The organism is Agrobacterium sp. a22-2, assembly GCF_012276985.1.
GTDB lineage: Bacteria > Pseudomonadota > Alphaproteobacteria > Rhizobiales > Rhizobiaceae > Allorhizobium.
This window is the reverse complement of record NZ_JAAXMM010000001.1, coordinates 607,921-623,603: the sequence shown is the minus strand read 5'-3', so window position 1 is coordinate 623,603 and position 15,683 is coordinate 607,921. Positions and strand designations below refer to the sequence as shown.

Genomic DNA, 15,683 nt, shown 5'->3' with positions numbered 1-15,683 from the left:
GCCGGACGGTAAGCTTGCATTAACCAAAATTGTAAGCGCCTTATTAACCATAATTACACCAATTGCTGATCATTCTGGCCGCAGAGAACCCGACGTCTCTCGCAAGGAAAGATCATGAAACCCGCCCGCATCATCATTCTCGCAGTAGCCATCGTGGCGGCAGGTTTGGCCGGCCTCCTGGCTATGCGCCTGACAGGCACCAAATCGGTGATCGTGCAGCAGGCAGATTCGGTGATCAAGAAAGAGCCGACGATCAACGTGCTGGTGGCCGCGGCCAATCTGCCGGTCGGTTCGCGCCTTAATGATGACTCCATGCGCTGGATGCCCTGGCCGGAGGGAAGCCTTGTCGAAGGCTTCATCACCGAAAACACCCGGCCGGAAGCATTGAAGGAACTGAACGGCGTCGTGGTGCGGCTGCCGCTCTTCGAAGGTGAGCCGCTGCGCCGCGAGAAGATCGCCGATTCCTCAAGCCGCATCATGTCGTCGCTGTTGCCATCCGGAAAACGTGCCGTCGCCACCGAAATTTCGGTCGCCACCGGCGCCGGCGGTTTCATCCTGCCCAACGACCGCGTCGACGTCATCATGGTGCGCAAGGGCGACGACAACAATTTCCTGACCGAGCAGGTGCTGTCCAACGTCCGTGTTTTGGCGGTCGACCAGCAGATAGAGGAGAAGGGCGACGGTTCGAAGACGGTCGTCGGCACGACGGCAACGCTGGAACTGACGCCGGATCAGGCCAAGGTCATCACGGTCGCCCAGCAGATGGCCGAGCGCCTGTCGCTGGCACTGCGTTCGGTGGCCGATGCGCAGGAGGAAGACACGACGGCCGCCGACTACCTGCTCAGCGGCGGATCCGGTGCGCCGATGATCCAGGTCATCAAATCCGGCGAGATCGTCAAGAATTCGGGAGCGGAGCAACAACAATGAGCGGGCGGACACAGATGAGCGGTCGTGGTCGGAAAATTCGCGCTTCGGTGGCCGGAACCCTTGCGTTCAGCCTCACATTCTGCGGTCTCCCCGGCGAGCGGTTTCAGACCTTCACGGCCATCCGTCCTGCGAATGCCGGATCGGAAGCCGTCATCAAGATCAATCAATCGGGTCCCGGCGCACGCCGAACCGTTAAACTCGGCCTCAACAAGGCCTTGGTGATCGATCTCCCCGAAGACGCCCACGACATTCTTGTGGCCGATCCGGAAATGGCCGATGCCGTGACAAGGACATCGCGCCGTATCTACCTTTTCGGCAAGACGGTCGGTCAGACCAATATCTTCATTTTTGGGTCGGACGGCAGCGAGATCGTCAGCCTCGACATCCAGATCGAGCGAGACATCGAGGGCCTGGAAGCCAATCTGAGCCGTTTTCTGCCTGAATCCGACATCAAGGTCGAGATCATTTCAGACAACATCGTGCTGACCGGAACCGTCCGCACACCGCAGGATGCCGCCCGCGCAGAAAGCCTGGCCAATGCCTTCCTGCAGGGCGGTGAGGCAACGACCCGCAACGAGACGGCGACGGCATCGAGCGACAGTGGTGATGCGGCGGTGGCGATCTTTGCCGAAGAGCGCCAAGTCTCGCAGATCGTCAATCTGCTGACAATTGAAGGTGAAGACCAGGTGACGTTGAAAGTCACGGTGGCGGAAGTCAGCCGGCAGGTGCTGAAGCAACTGGGGGTCAGTGCGACAGCTTCCGACGGCACGAGCGGCATCAGCTATGCGAATCCGTCGAACCTTGGCAATGCCGTCGATGTGGGCGGCACGGCGTCGATATCGAAGACGATCGGCAACTTCGGAATCAGCGCCTATGTCAATGCCATGGAGCAGGCGGGTGTCATGAAGACCCTGGCCGAACCGAGCCTGACGGCCATTTCCGGCGAACAGGCGAAGTTCTACGTTGGCGGTGAATTCAGGCTGGCGGCAGAGCAGGAAATTGATACCGACGATGAAACTGGTGAGACAACTGTCACTCGAACCACGGAGACCGTGGATTACGGTATTGAGCTGAACTTTCGGCCTGTGGTCCTTTCGGCCGGCCGCATCAGCCTGAAGATCGAAACGAACGTTTCAGAACCGACCTACGAGGGTTCGGCTGTGACCGGCAACTCATATGCGGATATCCCCGGCTCGACCTATCTGTCGATCCGCAAGCGCGAAGCCTCGACAACCGTCGAACTGCCATCCGGCGGCTCGATCGTCATCGCCGGCCTCGTTCAGGACAATATCCGCCAGGCCATGTCCGGCCTGCCGGGCCTGTCGAAGATCCCGATCTTCGGCACCCTATTCCGCAGCAAGGACTTCGTCCGCAACGAGACCGAACTGGTCATCATCGCCACGCCATATCTGGTCCGTCCCGTGGCCCGCAACAAGCTGGCTCGTCCGGACGACAATTTCAACGCGGAAAACGATGCCGCAATGTACTTCCTCAATCGCGTCAACAAGGTCTACGGCCGCAAGGAAGCAGTCACTGGCCAGTATCACGGCGCCGTCGGGTTTATCTACAAATGAACCGGAGCCCGAAGATGAACACTCATAAAATCGCGCCCGAACCGGCAGAAGGTCTTCGTTCCATGCGTGTCACCAAAGCGACTTTCCGCACCTCGAACCTGAGGCAGGTCTTTCTGGCCGGCGCGGCGTTGGCGGCGGCTGCCGTGCTGACAGGTTGCGGAACCAGGGACGGCATGTCGACCGGCTCGATCCCGGACGACTATCGCACCCGCCATCCCATCGTGCTGACCGAAGTCGAGCATACTCTGGATATTCCTATGGCATCCGGTGACCGGAAACTGACGACGGGCACGCGGGATGCGATTTCCGGCTTTGCCCAGGACTATGTCGCCAGTTCTTCCGGCAATGTGCAGATCATGGTGCCCCAGGGCTCGGCCAATTCCGCTGCCGCCTCGCAGATGAGCCGCGAAATTCGCAAGCTCCTGGCCAACAAGGGCGTCTCGGCCGCCCGGATCGTCGAAACCGGCTACGCTGCAGGCGCCACCGGTGACGCGGCACCCGTTCGTTTGAGTTACGTGGCGACGACCGCCGTGACCAGCCAGTGCGGCGAGTGGCCGGAAGATCTGGCCAATGACACGATGATGAACCGCAACTGGCACAATTTCGGCTGCGCCAGCCAGAACAATCTCGCAGCCCAGATCGCCAACCCCATGGATCTCGTGGCACCACGCGGTATGACCCCGATCGACGCGACGCGACGCGCCACCGTGATCGGGCTCTATCGCGAAGGCTCGGAGACCGCCTCGGACTAGCTTGATGCTTGGGGTTGTTCGGGAACTATGAAGTCAGGATAGAACAATGAGTGCGATCGAATACGATATAGAGACCGGGTCCGGCCAGGGCGGTCGCGCGGACGAGACGGTGAAAACCGGCGATCTGGACAGCCTGCGCCCGCTTCCGCGTATTTCCGTTCATGCCTTCTGCGTCTCGGAATCGGTTCATCGCGTCATGGAGCAATGCGCCCATGATCGCCGGATGGCCAAGGTCACCTTGAGGATCACCAGCGGCAGCATTGCCGCGGCCGCCAATATGTTCTCGTCGGCGCCGACGCCCAATCTGATCATACTCGAAACCGATTGCGAGCCATCAAGCCTGCTACAGGAATTGGCACCACTCGCAGAGGTCTGCGATCCCACCACCCGCGTCATCGTGCTCGGTCGCTACAACGACATTCCGCTCTACCGGGACCTGATCCGCAGCGGCATTTCCGAATATATGGTCGCACCGGTGTCCATGGCGGATATCATGGCGGCGATTTCGACCATCTTCGTCGATCCGGAATCCGAGCCTCTGGGCCGCAGCATCGCCTTCATCGGCGCCAAGGGCGGTGTCGGCTCGTCCACCATCGCCCACAACTGCGCCTTCGGCATATCGAGCCTGTTTGCCTCCGAAACCATCCTCGCCGATCTCGACCTGCCCTATGGCACGGCCAACATCGATTTCGACCAGGATCCCGCCACCGGCATCGCCGAGGCGGTTTTTGCGCCGGAACGTCTGGACGAGGTCTTTCTGGATCGCCTGCTGACGACCTGCTCCCAGCACCTGTCGCTCCTGGCGGCGCCGTCCCTGCTCGACCGCGCCTACGATTTCGATCGCGGTGCCTTCCAGCCGGTTCTCGAGGTGCTGCAGCGCAGTGCGCCGGTCACGGTGCTCGACGTGCCGCATCTCTGGTCGGACTGGACCAGAATGGTGCTGTCGGATGCCGACGAAGTGGTGATCACCTGTGTCCCCGATCTGGCCAATCTGCGCAATGCCAAGAACCTGGTGGATGCGCTGAAGAAGCTCAGGCCGAACGATAAGCCCCCGCATTTCATCCTCAATCAGGTCGGGATGCCCAAGCGTCCGGAAATCGCCCCGGCTGATTTCTTCGAGCCGTTGGAAATCGAGCCGATCGCCATAATACCCTTTGATACCCAACTCTTCGGCAACGCGGCCAATAGCGGCCGCATGATCTCCGAAATCGACGCAAAGTCTCCGACCGCCGAAACCTTTGCCCAGATCGCACATATCGTGACGGGCCGGGCAGCGGCCAAGAAGGCCAAGAAAAGCGGACTTGGAAAAATGCTCGGGCTTCTGAGCAAGAAATAGACCCTGGGGTCTTACGACAAAGTGGATTGTCCTTATGTTCGGTAAACGTGGAAGTGATGGTTTCGGCAAAGCGGGTGGTGGGGCAACGGTCCCGCCGACCCTGTCGGCGCCGGTTGCTCCCGCTCCTCAAAGAACGGAAAGCGTCTCCGAGATCGTTCGCGAGGAGGGTGCGGCGCGCCAGCAGGTGCAGCCGCCACCGATGCAGACGCCGGCCCGCAAGCGTCAGGCCCGCACCCAGGACTATTACGACACCAAGAGCCAGGTCTTCTCGGCACTGATCGACACGATCGATCTGTCACAGTTGGCCAAGCTCGACGGTGAAAGCGCCCGCGAAGAAATCCGTGATATCGTCAACGACATCATCACGATCAAGAATTTCGCCATGTCGATTTCCGAGCAGGAAGAACTGCTCGAAGACATCTGCAACGACGTTTTGGGCTACGGACCGCTGGAGCCGCTTCTGGCCCGCGACGACATTTCCGATATCATGGTCAACGGGTCCGGACAGACCTTCATCGAAGTCGCCGGCAAGACCATCGAATCCGACATCCGCTTCCGCGACAATAGCCAGCTTTTGTCCATCTGCCAGCGCATCGTCAGCCAGGTCGGCCGTCGAGTCGACGAATCGAGCCCGATCTGCGACGCGCGTCTGCCGGACGGCTCGCGCGTCAACGTCATCGCACCACCGCTCGCCATCGACGGTCCGGCGCTGACGATTCGTAAGTTCAAGAAGGACAAGCTCAATCTCGACCAGCTGGTGAAGTTTGGGGCGATCACGCCGGAAGGCGCCGATGTCCTGCAGATCATCGGGCGTGTCCGCTGCAACGTGGTCATTTCCGGCGGCACCGGCTCGGGCAAGACCACGCTGCTCAACTGCCTGACCCGCTATATCGATGCCGACGAGCGCATCATCACCTGCGAAGACACCGCCGAACTGCAACTGCAACAGCCCCATGTGGTGCGGCTCGAAACCCGTCCGCCGAATATCGAAGGCGAAGGCGAGATCACCATGCGCGATCTCGTCAAGAACTGCCTGCGTATGCGCCCCGAACGCATCATCGTCGGCGAAGTGCGCGGACCGGAAGTCTTCGACCTGCTGCAGGCGATGAACACCGGCCACGATGGCTCGATGGGTACGATCCATGCCAATACGCCGCGCGAATGCCTGAGCCGCATGGAATCGATGATCGCCATGGGCGGTTTTACCCTGCCGGCCAAGACGGTGCGCGAGATCATTGCCGGTTCCGTCGATGTCATTATCCAGGCGGCCCGCCTGCGCGACGGTTCCCGCCGTATAACGCACATTACCGAAGTCATCGGCATGGAGGGCGACGTGATCGTCACCCAGGATCTGATGCGCTACGAAATGGACGGCGAGGATATGAACGGCAAGATCATCGGCCACCATATGTCGACGGGCATCGGCAAGCCGAATTTCTGGGATCGCGCCCGCTATTACAACGAAGAGCGGCGGCTGGCGGCGGCGCTTGATGCCATGGAACTGAAATCCAGCGGAGTATGACGGCGATGTTCGGAGTGGACCCGATTGTCTTGGCCATCGTCGCCCTTGTCGCGATCGCAGCGGGTGCCGTTGCTTATGGTTTCCTGTTTTCCAGCATCGAGGCCGACAAGAAGACGTCGAGTCGCCTGAACCGGGTCAAATCCGCCGAGACCGACCTCAACAAGGTCAAGGCGGCACGCGATAGGGTCCAGGAACTGTCCAAGCGCCGCAAGTCGGTGCAGGACACGTTGAAGGACATGGAGCGCAAGCAAGCCGAAAAGACCAAGAAGGCGGCTAAACTCAACTTGAAGTCGCGCCTGGTACAGGCCGGCCTGTCCATCTCGACGGTAAAGTTCTACGTGTTCAGCGTCATCTTCGGCCTTATTGTTCTCGTCGGATCGTTCATCGGAGGATTGCCGCTTCTCGTCACCTTCGGCGTCGCCTTCGTGGCCGGTGCCGGACTGCCACGCTGGCTGGTCGGTTTTCTCATCAAGCGGCGCCAGAACAAATTCCTGTCGGAATTTCCCAATTCCCTTGATGTGATGGTGCGGTCGATCAAGTCGGGCCTGCCGCTGAACGATGCGTTGCGCCTGATCGCGGCCGAAGGCCAGGAGCCGGTCAGAGGCGAGTTTCGCCGCGTGGTGGAATCCCAGCAGGTGGGCCTGAGCGTTCCCGAGGCCTGCACGCGCATGATGAACACCATGCCGCTGCAGGAGGTTAATTTCTTCGCGATCGTCATTGCCATCCAGTCCCAGGCCGGCGGCAACCTGTCCGAGGCGCTGTCCAACCTGTCCCGTGTCCTGCGCGACCGCAAGAAGATGAAGGCCAAGGTCAGCGCACTTTCGATGGAAGCCAAGGCTTCGGCCGCCATTATCGGCTCCTTGCCTTTCGTGGTGACGCTGCTCGTCTACCTGACATCGCCCGGCTACATCATGATCCTGTTTACCGATCCGCGCGGCCACATGATCCTCGGCGTGTCGCTGGTTTGGATGAGCATCGGCATTCTGGTGATGCGCAACATGATCAACTTCGACATCTGAGGAAGCGACAGAGCCATGTCCCAGGAACTTGCATCCCGGCTGACCGATCCAGGCATGATCCTGGCCGTTCTTGTGGCCATCGCCGTATTTGCGACGCTCTACACCTTCGCGATCCCCTATTTCGAACGGGGCGATCTCGACAAGCGCATGAGGGCCGTTTCGACCGAGCGCGAACAGATCCGCGCCCGCGAGAGGGCCCGTATGAATGCCGAAAGCTCCCATGGCAAGGCGTCGCTGAGGGCTAACAACAACCAGTCGGTCCGCCAGATCGTCGAGCGTTTCAACCTGCGCAAGGCGCTGGTGGATGACGGCACGATGGACAAGCTGCGCGCTGCCGGCTTTCGCACGCAGAACGCCCTCAACATCTTCCTGGTAGCGCGCTTTCTCCTGCCCTTCCTGTTTCTGGCCGGAGCCGTGGTCTGGATCTTCGTACTGGGCAATCTTGCCGAAAGGCCGTTTGGCATTCGCATTCTGGCAGCCGTCGTCGCGGCCTATATCGGCTTCTATCTGCCGAATATCTACATTTCGAACCGCATGGCCAAGCGTCAGCTGTCGATCAAGCGGGCTTGGCCCGACGCGCTCGACCTGATGCTGATCTGCGTCGAATCCGGCATTTCCATCGAGGCGGCCATGCGCCGCGTGGCCGAGGAAATTGCCAGCCAATCGGCGGAACTGGCCGAGGAAATGGTGCTGACGACCGCCGAACTCTCTTTCCTGCAGGACCGCCGCACGGCGCTCGAAAACCTCGGCACCCGTACCCAGCTCGACGGGGTGAAGAGCGTCACGCAGGCGCTCATTCAGGCCGAGCGCTACGGCACGCCGATCGCCCAGGCGCTACGCGTCCTGGCCCAGGAAGGCCGTGACGAACGCATGAACGAGGCCGAGAAAAAAGCGGCTGCCCTGCCGCCGAAGCTGACCGTGCCGATGATCCTGTTCTTCCTGCCCGTCCTGGTTGCCGTCATCCTCGGTCCGGCCGGCATCCAGGTCTCCGATCGCTTCTAACCGCTGCGGTCTTGCCAAGGTGGGCGGCCAACCGTAAACTTGCCTCCCGCGTGACTGGCGAATGAGATGGACGACCATCGGGAAGCGCGGGCAAGCAGAATGCCGCTCGCCTGGGCTGTGAACGCCAAACCCGAACGGAGGGCTGCATGTCTTCGTCGATTGTCATCCTGGGAATTCTGACTGCCATACTGATCGGGGCGATGAGCCCCGGCCCCAGCTTCGTGCTCGTCTCCCACACCGCCATCAGGCAGTCGCGCGCCGCAGGCCTTGCCACAGCGCTCGGCATGGGGGCCGGCGGTGCCATCTTTGCAGCTCTTGCCCTGGCGGGCCTCAGCGCGCTGCTGGTTCGGGTCGAATGGCTTCATCTTGCGTTGAAGGTGCTTGGTGGCCTTTATCTGCTCTATCTTGCCAGCCGATTGTGGCGCGGCGCGGCCGAACCGCTGGCGATGGACATGCCCGAGCAGGGCAGGGGCCGGTCCCCGTTGCGCAGCTTCCTGCTCGGCTTGACGACGCAGCTCAGCAATCCGAAGACGGCCGTGATATATGCCAGCATCTTCGTGGCCTTCCTTCCCGCCGATCCGGACATGTCGCTGCTGGTGACCCTGCCGCCGGCCGTGTTCGTCGTGGAGGCGGGATGGTATGCGCTGGTCGCGCTGGTGTTTTCGGCGACGGTGGCCCGTATCGCCTATGGCAAGGCGAAAGCCTGGATCGATCGCACGGCAGCTCTTGTCATGGCAGGGCTTGGTGCCCGGCTGATCTTTGAAAGTGTGCGTACGCGGCTGGCCTGACGGATCGTGCCGGGCGCCTTTCTCGTGGAGCGCCGGCCCTTGGCCGATCAGTTGGTGTTCTTGGTATCCGTGTCCTTGGCCGCGAGCTGCTTCCAGGAGTTTTGTTGGGCCAGCATGGAGCGCAGGTAGGCCACATTGGCGTCTGCCTGCTGCGGCGACAGCTCCCGGCGGGCGATCTGCTCAGCCTCCGGGAAGCGTCCTTGGAGCCCGACCACCAGCGCCAGGTTCTGACGCACCCGGCTGTCGGCTGTCGGCTGTTCGGAGGCCGAGCGCAGGTAGGTTTCGGCGGTCCTGAGGTCGCCGGAAAGCACGTAGGACATGCCGAGATTGGACAGCACCGTCGGGTCGTTCGGCTGGATGTCGAGCGCCATGCGGTAGCGGCCTCTGGCTTCGGCGGAGCGGCCAAGCTGGTCAAGCACAGCCCCTTCTGCGGAGTAGAGCCTCCAGTCCGGCCGGTCGGGCGTCTGGGCACGGCCGATCGTGCCGAGCGCCTGTTCCAGCTGGCCTGCCGCGGCCTGCGCCTTGCCGTAGGCGGCCAGAACCTCGCGGTCGGACGGATGGGCGATCGCCACCTGCTGCATAACGGCAAGCGCCTGGCTCTGGCGACCGGTCATCTGCAGGATATTGGCATAGGAAAGGCCGGTGTTGCGGTCCTTCGGATTGGCCTCATAGGCCTTGCCGATGCTGGCCGAAGCGCTGGCGAGCTGGGTCGCATTCATCTGGTCATAGGCTCTGGTCGTCTTCGGAACCGAACCGGTCTTGATGTTGTCGTGATTGCGGGTCGACGAACAGCTGGCAAGGGACAGGGCGACAAGTGCCGTGCAGGCGCAGGCAAGCATTTTGCGTCTGTAGCGAGGTGAGGTTTCCCGAGCGGCCATGCAAGTCAATCCTGGTTCCGGTTCATGGGCCGCGGAAAATTCGGTGACGAAGGAAGCGGCGCAATCTCCACTCAAGCAATAATCTGTTAACCCTAACGGAGTGTTAATGCAGGCGTTCGCAGCGCATTTCCGGGAAGGCAGGACATGGTCCCCTATCATTACATTGAAAGACAGTCTCCGTTCACCAGCAAAGGCGGAACGACCCTTCCGATCTTTGCGGTCACGCCGGCCCATGTCGAGACAGGCACGATCGACCCCATCGCCCTTGATTGGGCCAGGAAGGCCGGCTTTCGCGCTGAAGCCGGCACGGTTCTGCTGATCCCGACGGAGGACGGCCACCTCGGCGGCGCCTTGTTCGGGCTCGGCGCCAATCCGTCCGAAAGTCCGTTTCTCACCGGTAAACTGGCCCGGTCGCTGCCGGCCGGCGACTGGCACATCGAGACCGCCCCCCTGACCGCCAATCGCTTGCTTCTGGGTTACGGCCTCGGCAGCTACAGTTTCGATCGCTATCGGTCGGAAAGGCCCGCCGCGCCGAAGCTGATGATCCCACAGGATGCCGATGCTGCCGATATCAAGCGCCAGCTTGCCGGCGTTTTCCTGGCGCGTGACCTGATCAACACGCCGACCAACGACATGGGGCCTGCCGAACTTGAAGGCGCATTCCGCGCGCTGGCTGCCCATTACAAGGCGGAGGTCTCGGTCATCACCGGCGATGAGTTGCTGGCGCAGAATTTTCCGCTCGTCCACACCGTCGGCCGCGCCAGCGCCCAGGCGCCCCGCCTGCTCGACATGCGTTGGGGCAAGAAGGGCCACAAGAAGATCACGTTGGTCGGCAAGGGCGTATGCTTCGACACCGGCGGTCTCGATATCAAGCCCAGTTCGGGCATGTTGCTGATGAAGAAGGACATGGGGGGTGCTGCCAACGTGCTCGGACTGGCCCTGATGATCATGGACGCCAAGCTCAAGGTGGACCTGCGGGTCATCGTCCCGGCGGTCGAGAATTCCATCTCCGGCAACGCGTTCCGCCCCGGCGACATCTATCGCAGCCGCAAGGGCCTGACCGTGCAGATCGACAATACCGATGCCGAAGGCCGCCTGATCCTGGCCGATGCGCTGAGCTACGCCGATGAGGATGAGCCGGACCTGTTGATCGACATGGCGACGTTGACCGGCGCTGCCCGCGTCGCGCTGGGACCCGATCTGCCGCCCTTCTTCACCAATGACGACCATTTTGCCCTCGATCTGGCCGAGGCGAGCCTGGAGACGGACGATCCGCTTTGGCGGCTGCCGCTGCACATGGGCTACGACAAGCTGATCCGCTCACAGATCGCCGACCTGACCAACGCTCCGGCTGGTGGCATGGCCGGCGCCATCACGGCCGCCCTGTTCCTCAAGCGGTTCGTCACGAAGACGCCGACCTGGGCGCATTTCGACATTTATGGCTGGGCGCCGGCGGAGCGCGCTCACAGCCCGGTCGGCGGCGAGGCACAAGGGATCCGGGCGCTTTATCGCCACATCCGTGGCATTCTCTAGCCGAGCTTGCAAAACGGACGGCGTTGGCCGTAAATGAAACGGCGACGTAACGACACCGGAGCTTGGGATGAGCGTGGAACTGACGGCCACAGCGGCGCTGGGGCTTTGGCATCATGTGACGCTACGCCAGGTTCAGCAGGACGGCCGCGATCTTACCTTGCGGCAATTGGCGATCCTGCTGCATATTTATCTGGTGCCGCCGCCCCACACGGTGCGCGGTCTTGCCGCCACGCTGGATGTCACCAAGCCGGTGATCACCCGGGCGCTCAATACGATGGGGGAGATGGGGCTGGTCGACCGGGTGCGCGACGAGCGCGACCGGCGCAATGTCATCATCAAGCGCACGGTCGGCGGCGCCCTCTATCTCGAAAAGCTCGGCGACCTGATCATCGATCAGGGCCGCAAGATGAAGACGTGAGAAGACGATGACCCTTGACCGCAGGCTGAATGCCTTCAGACCGGATCTTGCCGATGCTGCCCTTGAAGGCGTGGTCGAGGCCGAGCGCTACGCTTCCGGCATGCCAGCGCGCATTGCCGTGCCCGTTGCTGGCCTGCGCCGCCGCCCAGATCCGCAGGCAGGCATCGATACGGAAATCCTGTTTGGCGAAGATGTCGTGATATTCGACAAGGCCGACGGCTGGGCCTGGGTTCAGGCCGCGGCCGACGGCTATGTCGGCTATGTGCCGGAAGCCGTACTTGTCGAAGGCGCGCCGGCCCCCACCCATCGCGTCACGGTTCCCAGAACGTTCGTCTATCCCGGTCCGGACCTGCGATTTCCCGCATCGGCGGCCCTCTCCATGGGCAGCCGTCTTGTGGTGGTCGGCGAGACCGAGACCCGCGGCACCCGCTATTGTCTGCTTGCCGACGGAAGAGCTGTAATTGCCAACCATTGCCGGCGGGTGGAGGAGCCCGTTGCCGGCGACTATGTGGCGGTCGCGGCCCGCTTTCTGGAAACGCCCTATCTCTGGGGCGGCCGCTCCGGCTTCGGCATAGACTGTTCCGGCCTTGTCCAGTTGGCCCTGATGATGGTGGGCAAGACCGCGCCGCGGGATTCCGACATGCAGGCGCAAGGGCTGGGTATCGCCATCGATCGCGACCAGCTTCGCCGCGGCGATCTGGTCTTCTGGAGAGGTCACGCCGGCATCATGGAGGATGACGAAACGCTGCTGCATGCCAACGGCCATACGATGACTGTGGCACGCGAGAATTTCGAGGCGGCCGTCCAGCGCATCGGCTGGCTCTACGAGCAACCGACCGGATACCGCAGACCGCTCTGAGGTGTCGGCCGCACCCTTTAATCGCGCCGCCGCCCATATTATATCGAAGGTGACGGCGGAGAACGCGAAGACATGGTTCCAGATCCTCTGCTTGTCTGCCGGGAAAGGGTCGATGATGAATGGACGACGACTGTTGACGCTTCTGGCCCTGTCGCTGGCCGTGATGGGCAGCGCTGATGCAGGGTCGTTTGCCAAGGACCGACAGATCTACGCCTACAAGGATCTTCCAGGCGTCGTGCCACCCGACCAGCTGCCGGACACAAGCTACAAATGCACGACGGCCACGACCTTCGTGCGGGGCCATCGTGGCTCGATATTTTTCGCCGATGGAATGCCCGTGCTGGTCTATCAATGCACCGACGGCACGTTCACCTATCAGGGCAGCAATCCGCCCATCTCGAAAGAGTGGATGCCGGGTATCAATCCGCGCACAATTCCGGAATGAGACGTGCCGTGTAACGGCGCCGGCATCGGGGCGGGGACGAAGCGTTTGCATTGCAAGACAGGTTAGATACTAATGACATACCGGGCGGGGCGGAGCAGGAGTGCAGTCCATGGCATGTGTGAAGGGCGGTCGGATTGTGTCGTGCTTCCGAGCCTCGACGTCTCCCTATGATTAGGTGGACACGCTTCTTCCCGACCGCTTCCATTGGCGTTTACCTCATGGCCATGGCGGTGCTGACCACATTGCCGCTGCTTGGCTTCGTCATTTTCCTGCTTGCCGAGCTGGAGAGCAACGAGAAGCAGACCTTGCGGCGTGAGACCGCACAGGATGCGCAGGCCATTGGTCGCAGTGTGGAACGCAAGCTCCAGGATATGGCGACGACGCTGCGTCTTCTTTCGACATCTCCAGAGCTGAAGACCGGTGACCTGGCGGCATTTCATGATCGCACCGCGCCGGGGCTGAAAGCCGACTCGCTCTACATGCTGCTTGTCCAGGCCGATGGAGCGCAGCTGATGAATACGCGCGTGCCGTACGGCACGAAACTCGGCAAGATGGCGAATATTCCGGCGCTTCAATCCGCGCTCGCTTCCGGCAATATTGAAGTGTCGGATATCTTTTTCGGCACGACCGGCAAGCAATGGGTCTTCAATGTCACCATGCCGCTGCCGCCGGGGCTGTCCTCGGCTGGCGTGGCAATGGTGCTGACGCAAGGGGCTGGAGATCTTGCCAGTCTGACGGCAACCGATGCCTTGCCGGCCGGTTGGTCGGCGGCGGTCGTGGATGCCTTTGGGCATGTCGTGGTGTCGAGCGGTCCGGACAATCGCAGCTCAGGGGCGGAATTCCCCCCGTACATGCTGGCGCTGATGACCGGTTCCAATGACAGCGCCGTGGTGCCCGGCGACGGGCCGGAAATGATGCTCGGCTATGCCAAGCTGCCGGGCTGGTCGTGGAATGTCGTCGTCTGGGGACCGACCTCATCGGCCCAGGCACCGCTTCTGAGCACTTGGCGGCAATTGATCCTGGGTAGCCTGTTGCTGCTCGGCCTGGGGTTGGCCATCGCCTGGGCCGCCGCCCAGCAGCTGCGCCGATCCATAAGGCAGATCGCCGACATGGCGGAACGGATCGGCGAGGGCGAGATCGTCTCGCCGGTGATGACCCGCGTGAGTGAGGCAAACCAGGTGGCCATAGCCCTCTCCAACGCCTCTTTCGACCGTAGTCAGGCCGAGGAGAGGGTCCATTTCATCCTGCACGAGCTGGTTCACCGCACCAAGAACATCCTGACGCTGGTTCAGGCGATGATGCGCCAGCTGGCGCGCGATGCCACCAGTATCGACCAGTACCAGAAGGATGTCAGCAGCCGGCTGTCCGGACTTGCCGGCTCCATAGAGGCGCTTGCCAAACAGCAATGGGGCGGCATTCCGATCTCTGAGGTTGTCGACCTGCAGATTTCGACGGTCCTCGGGTCCTGCGACCGGGTCGAGCGGCGTGGCGAGGATTTGACGCTGAATGCCAATGCCGTGCAGAATCTTGGCATGGTCTTTCATGAGCTGACCACCAACTCCGTCAAATACGGCGCGCTTTCCGTGCCCGAGGGCCGGGTCGTGGTGGAATGGAAGACCGGGTTGGACGAGGCTGGCGAGCAGTCGATGCTGACGGTCACTTGGACGGAGGCCGGCGGACCACCCGTGACGCCGCCCACTCGGCGCGGTTTCGGCTCGACGGTGATCGAGCGTCACGCCGCCGCCGCGTTCCGCGGCAAGGCCGCCCTGACATTCGAGCCGGATGGTCTGCGCTGGAGCCTGACAGGCCCGCAGCAGGCGTTCGAAGTGGGGCAAGAGCCCGCCGGGGTCGAGTCAGCCGCGGATGTCGGTCAATAGCCTCGCCGCGTGAACCGTAAGGCCGACGGGGCATTCCTCACGTGGATAGCCATGGATGGTTAGCTGTCGAGCAGGCTCAGCGGATCGGCACCGAAAAGCCAGGCATGTCCGCCGGCAAGCAGCCATATCGTCAAAAGGGCGGTCAGCGTTGCTGCTAGCACCATGGCGGCGTCGACCCGCAGGCGCTCGCCTGCGGACAGGATCGCTGAGAGTGGCAGAAGCGGAGCGTTTTCGGCCAGGCTTTGCCATTGCCTGCCGAGCCGCTGCCTTGCCCGCCTGTCCAGCATGGCCATGCCGGCAAGCGAGAACAGGGCGAAGCCGCCGAACAGCAAGAGCGAGCGCAGGTCGCCGTTTGCCACGAGATGGCCGAGCGACCAGAGCAGAAAGCCCCAGAGCACCGGATGCCGCGTGACACTGGCAATGGCGCCGGGTGTGCCGCATTGGCGCAGCGTGATCGACAGCGGATTGGGACTGAAGAGCCCGGCCAGGACGAGAAATAGACCGGCCGGGGCAGCGATCAGCGTCAGATGCCCCTGCCAGGGTCGCGGATCCCAGAGCGCGATATAGTCAGTGTTGAGGGCGGCATGGAACAGCCATGCCAGAACGGCGATCGAGACAAGGGAATAGAGGCTGAGATAAGTGCGCCGGCCGGCGACGGCGATCAGGGACTGGCGGATCGCAGGTACGGCCGGAACGGAATGCAACACCAGGAAAAGGCCGAAGGCGAGAACAAACTCCGTCATGGCATGGGTC

The 15,683-nt window shown here is 62.1% G+C and carries 15 protein-coding genes and 1 riboswitch; of the genes, 13 read left to right on the top strand and 2 right to left on the bottom strand.

What is annotated here, in order from left to right:
- The first annotated feature begins 114 nt into the window (after positions 1 to 114).
- The 8 genes from cpaB (at position 115) to HFC70_RS03025 (ending at position 8,920) form a co-directional block, all read left to right on the top strand.
- The gene (cpaB, locus tag HFC70_RS03060; RefSeq protein ID WP_168471704.1) at positions 115 to 927 is read left to right on the top strand and encodes a Flp pilus assembly protein CpaB; all 813 of its coding nucleotides are present in this window, start codon (positions 115 to 117) and stop codon (positions 925 to 927) included.
- The gene (locus HFC70_RS03055) at positions 924 to 2,501 is read left to right on the top strand and encodes a type II and III secretion system protein family protein (protein ID WP_246735621.1); all 1,578 of its coding nucleotides are present in this window, start codon (positions 924 to 926) and stop codon (positions 2,499 to 2,501) included. The genes cpaB and HFC70_RS03055 overlap by 4 nt, the downstream gene beginning before the upstream one ends.
- Before the next feature lie 14 nt (positions 2,502 to 2,515).
- The gene (locus tag HFC70_RS03050) at positions 2,516 to 3,253 is read left to right on the top strand and encodes a CpaD family pilus assembly protein (RefSeq protein WP_246735620.1); all 738 of its coding nucleotides are present in this window, start codon (positions 2,516 to 2,518) and stop codon (positions 3,251 to 3,253) included.
- A gap of 46 nt (positions 3,254 to 3,299) precedes the next feature.
- On the top strand, positions 3,300 to 4,589 hold the full coding sequence (locus HFC70_RS03045) for a CpaE family protein (protein ID WP_168471703.1): 1,290 nt from the start codon (positions 3,300 to 3,302) through the stop codon (positions 4,587 to 4,589).
- 34 nt (positions 4,590 to 4,623) lie between these two features.
- Positions 4,624 to 6,111: a CpaF family protein gene (locus HFC70_RS03040; RefSeq protein ID WP_168471702.1), complete on the top strand. Its 1,488-nt coding sequence runs from the start codon at positions 4,624 to 4,626 to the stop codon at positions 6,109 to 6,111.
- A 5-nt stretch (positions 6,112 to 6,116) separates the two neighbouring features.
- Entirely contained in the window at positions 6,117 to 7,130 is a 1,014-nt protein-coding gene (locus tag HFC70_RS03035) for a type II secretion system F family protein (RefSeq protein WP_168471701.1), read from the top strand.
- A gap of 15 nt (positions 7,131 to 7,145) precedes the next feature.
- The gene (locus tag HFC70_RS03030) at positions 7,146 to 8,132 is read left to right on the top strand and encodes a type II secretion system F family protein (protein WP_168471700.1); all 987 of its coding nucleotides are present in this window, start codon (positions 7,146 to 7,148) and stop codon (positions 8,130 to 8,132) included.
- A 40-nt stretch (positions 8,133 to 8,172) separates the two neighbouring features.
- A riboswitch (ZMP/ZTP riboswitch) is annotated at positions 8,173 to 8,255 on the top strand.
- Positions 8,256 to 8,278: 23 nt separating this feature from the next.
- Entirely contained in the window at positions 8,279 to 8,920 is a 642-nt protein-coding gene (locus tag HFC70_RS03025; protein WP_168471699.1) for a LysE family translocator, read from the top strand.
- 47 nt (positions 8,921 to 8,967) lie between these two features.
- On the opposite strand, the gene HFC70_RS03020 is transcribed toward HFC70_RS03025, so the two are convergent.
- Positions 8,968 to 9,798, bottom strand: coding sequence for a tetratricopeptide repeat protein (locus tag HFC70_RS03020; protein WP_168471698.1), 831 nt, complete (start codon positions 9,796 to 9,798; stop codon positions 8,968 to 8,970).
- Positions 9,799 to 9,942: 144 nt separating this feature from the next.
- Between HFC70_RS03020 and HFC70_RS03015 the strand changes: the two genes are divergently transcribed.
- The 5 genes from HFC70_RS03015 to HFC70_RS02995 all read left to right on the top strand — a co-directional run bounded on the left by HFC70_RS03015 (position 9,943) and on the right by HFC70_RS02995 (position 14,930).
- Positions 9,943 to 11,331 (top strand): M17 family metallopeptidase, encoded by a 1,389-nt coding sequence (locus tag HFC70_RS03015; protein WP_168471697.1) that lies wholly within the window; start codon positions 9,943 to 9,945, stop codon positions 11,329 to 11,331.
- 67 nt (positions 11,332 to 11,398) lie between these two features.
- Positions 11,399 to 11,749 carry a helix-turn-helix domain-containing protein gene (locus HFC70_RS03010; RefSeq protein WP_168471696.1) on the top strand — a complete coding sequence of 117 codons (351 nt, stop codon included), beginning with the start codon at positions 11,399 to 11,401 and terminating at the stop codon, positions 11,747 to 11,749.
- 7 nt (positions 11,750 to 11,756) lie between these two features.
- Positions 11,757 to 12,608 carry an NlpC/P60 family protein gene (locus HFC70_RS03005; RefSeq protein ID WP_168471695.1) on the top strand — a complete coding sequence of 284 codons (852 nt, stop codon included), beginning with the start codon at positions 11,757 to 11,759 and terminating at the stop codon, positions 12,606 to 12,608.
- Positions 12,609 to 12,720: 112 nt separating this feature from the next.
- Positions 12,721 to 13,053 (top strand): hypothetical protein, encoded by a 333-nt coding sequence (locus HFC70_RS03000; RefSeq protein WP_168471694.1) that lies wholly within the window; start codon positions 12,721 to 12,723, stop codon positions 13,051 to 13,053.
- 167 nt (positions 13,054 to 13,220) lie between these two features.
- Complete coding sequence (locus HFC70_RS02995; RefSeq protein WP_168471693.1) at positions 13,221 to 14,930, top strand: sensor histidine kinase; 1,710 nt, start codon at positions 13,221 to 13,223, stop codon at positions 14,928 to 14,930.
- Between the two features lie 59 nt (positions 14,931 to 14,989).
- On the opposite strand, the gene HFC70_RS02990 is transcribed toward HFC70_RS02995, so the two are convergent.
- Positions 14,990 to 15,673 carry an NnrU family protein gene (locus HFC70_RS02990; protein WP_168471692.1) on the bottom strand — a complete coding sequence of 228 codons (684 nt, stop codon included), beginning with the start codon at positions 15,671 to 15,673 and terminating at the stop codon, positions 14,990 to 14,992.
- Between the last annotated feature and the right edge of the window lie 10 nt (positions 15,674 to 15,683).